The sequence below is a fragment of the Brevundimonas sp. genome, assembly GCF_004210735.1.
In the GTDB taxonomy this organism is placed as follows: Bacteria; Pseudomonadota; Alphaproteobacteria; order Caulobacterales; family Caulobacteraceae; genus Brevundimonas.
In genome coordinates, this window is sequence record NZ_SDZL01000102.1 from 1 (window position 1) to 4316 (window position 4316).

A 4316-nucleotide genomic window follows, 5' to 3' on the forward strand; every position below is an offset into this window, starting at 1 on the left:
GCCCATCATCGCCTTGCCCATTTCGGACATGACGGCGCGAACGTCGGCGAAGTCGAGGTTGATCAGGCCCGGCAGGATCATCAGGTCGGTGATCGAACGGACGCCCGAGTGCAGCACCTGGTCGGCCATGCCAAAGGCGTCGGCGAAGGTCGTGCGCTCGTTGGCGACGCGGAACAGGTTCTGGTTCGGAATGACGATCAGGGTGTCGACATAACGCTGCAGCTCGGCGATGCCCGCATCGGCCAGACGCATGCGGTGACGGCCTTCGAAGGTGAAGGGCTTGGTCACCACGCCGACGGTCAGGATGCCGCGATCACGGGCGCATTTGGCGATGACGGGGGCCGCGCCGGTGCCGGTGCCGCCGCCCATGCCGCAGGTGATGAAGATCATGTGCGCGCCTTCCAGGTGCGCATGGATCTCGTCCGCGCTCTCCTCGGCGGCGTTCATGCCGACTTCGGGGTGTGCGCCGGCGCCCAGGCCTTGCGTAATGGTCTCGCCCAGCTGGATGCGGCGGTCGGTCTTGGCGAACGACAGGTGCTGCGCATCGGTGTTGGCGACGACGAACTCGACCCCTTCAAGGCCGGCGTCGATCATGTTGTTGACGGCGTTTCCGCCTGCGCCGCCGACGCCGAACACGACGATGCGGGGCTTCAGTTCCGTGGCTTGCGGCTTCACCAGCGAGAGAGACATATTAATCCGACCTTCCGACCCTGCCCCTTGTTGCAACCAAGGCAAAAAGCCCCGCCGAATCGCCTTGGTTATGAGCGCGTTAAGGAAACGCCCGAACGCGTTAAGGGAGTGTTACCGGTTAGCGCGAGTCGGCCGGGACACAAGGCTTTTCGTTAACCATGGCGCGATATTTGCAGCGCCATCCACAGCCTTGTTCCCGCACAGCTTTCGGTCGGCCGTCAAAGGTTGTCGCGCAACCACCCCGCCGCCCGCGCGACCACATTGCCGCGATGCACGCGCGGAGCATCGGCGGCGGTGATCTGACGGCTCATCAACTTGCGCGCCGACACCGCCTCGCGTGGGCCATAGGCGGCGCGCAGCAGCACCCCGGCGGCCGAGCAGAAGGCCGGGCCCGACGCGGCGTCGGCCAGGTGGGGCGCGCGCTGCGGCTTGCCCAGGCGCACCGGGCGATCGAACACCCGCACCGCCAGTTCACGCACGCCGTTCAGCTGGCTGGCCCCGCCGGTCAGCACGATGCCCGCGCCCGGATCGACGGCTACGCCCGCATTGCGCAGCCGGTCGCGCAGCAGCTCCAGCGTCTCTTCCACCCGCGGGGCGATGACGGTCTTCAGCATCGAGCGCGGCACGATCACCGGTCCGGCCGAGGCGTCCTCGCCGCGCGGCGGCGCCTCCAGCATTTCGCGGTCCTCGTTCGGCGACGCCATGGCCGAGCCGTGCAGCGTCTTCAGCCGCTCGGCCCCGGCGCGGGATGTCGACAGGCCGCGCGCGATGTCGCTGGTGACGTGATCGCCGCCGACGTTCAGGCTCTCGATATGCAGCAGACTGCGCCCGCCCCACACGGCGGCGCTGGTCGAGCCGCCGCCCATGTCGATGCAGACGCAGCCCAGGTCCATCTCGTCGTCTTCCAGCGCGGCCAGCGACGACACCACCGGCGCGGCGGCCACGCCCTGCAGGTCCAGGTGCGCCAGTTCAAGACAATGGCTCAGCGAGTTGAAGGCGCTCTCGGCCATCGACACGACCAGCAGATCCAGCCCCAGCGATCCGCCCCGCATCGAACGTGGATCATGTACGCCGCGCGCGCCGTCTACCGACCAGCCGATCGGCAGGACATGGATCGGGCGGCGGTTCGGCAGGCGGATCTGCGCCAGCGCCATGCCGATGGCGCGCGCCAGATCGGCGTCCCCGACCGGATTGGCGCCCAGCGAGACGCGGGCCTGAACCCTGTGGCTGGCCATCTGGCCGATGGCCGTGGTGACGACGACGCCCGACACCGGCGATCCCGCCGCGCGCTCGGCGCGTTCGACCGCGTGGCCGATGGCCTGGGCCGCCTCGTCCATATTGACGATGGCGCCGCCCTTCACGCCCTTGGACTGGACGTGGCTGGCCCCGGCGACGCGGATGGTGCGGTCGGCATGGCGCACGCCCTCAGGCTTCATAATGAAGCAGGCGACCTTGGCCTGCCCCAGATCGAGCGCCGCCACCACAGGGGCGCGGTTCGCCACCCTGCTTGCCTCGCCGGCCGTTTCTCCCTTGCGCCCCGCCATCGGTCGTTCTCGCCCCGTCCTGCTCAAGCTTCCCCGGCCGAAGGTCGGACGGCGACCTCCTCGGGCGTTCTCAGATCCACGCGGGCGAAGCCCAGGTCGAGCAGGCGCTCGCGCTGGTCCAGCGCATCCAGCTGGATCAGGGCCGCCTCCTGACGGATGGCCGGCAGCTGGATCAGACTGCCGTCCTTGAGCCGCAGGTCCCAGCGGCGTTCGTCGACGCGCACCAGCGCCTCGACCCGGCTCATCAGACGCGGGCGCTGGGCGATCAGCGGCAGGATCTCGGCCGCCGCCGTATCCGCCCCCTTGCCCACCACCAGCGGCAGTTGCGGATAGCGCCCGGCGTCGGCGCCGCTGATGACGCGGCCCTGGCCGTCGATGACGCTGGCCTGCCCGCCCGCCTGCCAGACGGCCAGACGGTCATGTTCGGTGACTTCCACGATCAGGGTGTCGGGCAGCAGGCGAACCACCCGCGCCTCCTTGACCCAGCCCACCTGCTCGACCCGCTCGCGCAGGGCGTTCAGGTCCAGGCGGGTGATCGGCTGGCCGGAATGGACCTGCAGCGCGCGCTGGATCGCGGGCGTGGCCTCGGGCGAGGCGCCGGCGACGTGAACGCGCTTCAGCGCCAGACCCATGCCGACCGTGGTGCGGTCCAGGCCATCGGACAGCGACGCCCCGATCCGGTCCGCGCGCGACCCCGTGAACAGGACCCCGGCCAGAACCAGAACCCCCGCGGCGATGCTGATGACGACGGCGTGGGGCGACAGGTCCAGCCGCCCGATGGCGGCCACCTTGCCGGGCACGGCCGGCGCATTGCGCGGCGCCGGGCCGCGTCCGCCGCCCTTGCGACCCGGCTGGGCGCGCTTGGGGCCGTTACTCGAACCCTGTCGCCGACCGCCGCGCACTACCGCGGGCATGAGGCGTCCTCCACCATCCACCGGACCAGGTCTTTATAGCTCATCCCCACATGGGCGGCCTGCTCGGGACTGAGCGAGGTCGGCGTCATACCGGGCTGGGTGTTGACCTCCAGAAGAACGAGAACGTCCTTAACATCGTCATAACGAAAATCGGATCGCGACACGCCCCGGCAGCCCATCGCCGCATGCGCCAGCTCGGCCTGACGCAACGCCGTCTCGAAGGCGCGGCTGGGGATTTCGGCCGGCAGGACGTGGCTGGACCCGCCCGGCGCGTATTTGGCTTCATAATCATAGAAGCCCTTCTTGGGCGTGATGTCCGTCACCGTCAGCGCGCGCGACCCCGTCGCCTCGCCCAGCACCGTCACCGCCAGCTCCTTGCCGGGGATGAACGGCTCGACCATCACCCGTTCGCCATAGGTCCAGCTCGCCTCGCCCACGGCGGCGCAGGGCTCGTCGCCCGGCTGCACCACATAGACGCCGACGGATGATCCCTCGGCGTTCGGCTTGATCACATAGGGCGGGGCGATCGGGTGACGCCTGGCCACCTCCATCCGCTCGAACAGGCCGCCGCCCGGCACCACCACGCCCGCCGCCGCCAGCACCGCCTTGGACTTGTCCTTGTCCATGGCCAGGGCCGAGGCCAGCACGCCCGAGTGGGTATAGGGAATCTGCAGCGTCTCCAGGATGCCCTGGACGCAGCCGTCCTCGCCCCATTCGCCATGCAGGGCATTGAAGACGACATCGGGTTTCAGTTCGGCCAGCACCTGGGCCAGATCGCGCCCCGCGTCGATGCGCGACACCTTGCCGACCTGCCCCTCCAGCGCGTCGGCGCAACCCGCGCCCGACGACAACGACACCTCGCGCTCGGACGAGACGCCGCCCATCAGGACGGCGACATGAAGTTCGGCCAGGGGCTTTGAGGGCGTGCGCATGGAACGATCCGAAGTCTAGCCCACCCGTGTGCCAGTCTTAGGGTTAACCAGCCGGAAACGAATAGGGGTCCGGGCGCAAATTCTCCCTCCCCGTCCCGAGGAGGGTGGCTGAGCCCGCAGGGCGAAGCCGGGTGGGGGCGGCCAGGCCAATCAGACGCGACCCCTCTCAATCCTCCCCCGTGCAACGGGGGAGGATTGAGAGGGGTCGCGTCTGATTGGCCTGGCCGCCCCCACCC

Annotated in this window: 4 protein-coding genes; all 4 read right to left on the reverse strand. The window is 69.5% G+C overall.

Annotated elements, in window-relative coordinates; translation table 11 throughout:
• Positions 1–690 (reverse strand): cell division protein FtsZ (gene ftsZ / locus EON91_RS13995; RefSeq protein WP_292095948.1); only part of this gene is annotated, 690 nt, incomplete at its 3' end.
• A gap of 218 nt (positions 691–908) precedes the next feature.
• Entirely contained in the window at positions 909–2234 is a 1326-nt protein-coding gene (gene ftsA / locus EON91_RS14000; RefSeq protein WP_292095950.1) for a cell division protein FtsA, read from the reverse strand.
• 23 nt (positions 2235–2257) lie between these two features.
• Complete coding sequence (locus tag EON91_RS14005) at positions 2258–3148, reverse strand: cell division protein FtsQ/DivIB (RefSeq protein WP_292095953.1); 891 nt, start codon at positions 3146–3148, stop codon at positions 2258–2260.
• Positions 3136–4080, reverse strand: a complete 945-nt coding sequence (locus EON91_RS14010) for a D-alanine--D-alanine ligase (RefSeq protein ID WP_292095955.1) — start codon at positions 4078–4080, stop codon at positions 3136–3138. Before EON91_RS14010 ends, EON91_RS14005 begins: the two co-directional genes overlap by 13 nt.
• Positions 4081–4316 lie beyond the last annotated feature (236 nt).

Bases quoted from the DNA above. Each gene is read 5' to 3' on its own strand.
- EON91_RS14010 (WP_292095955.1), bottom strand. From the start codon at position 4,080: ATGCGCACGCCCTCAAAGCCCCTGGCCGAACTTCATGTCGCCGTCCTG.
- ftsA (WP_292095950.1), bottom strand. From the start codon at position 2,234: ATGGCGGGGCGCAAGGGAGAAACGGCCGGCGAGGCAAGCAGGGTGGCG.
- EON91_RS14005 (WP_292095953.1), bottom strand. From the start codon at position 3,148: ATGCCCGCGGTAGTGCGCGGCGGTCGGCGACAGGGTTCGAGTAACGGC.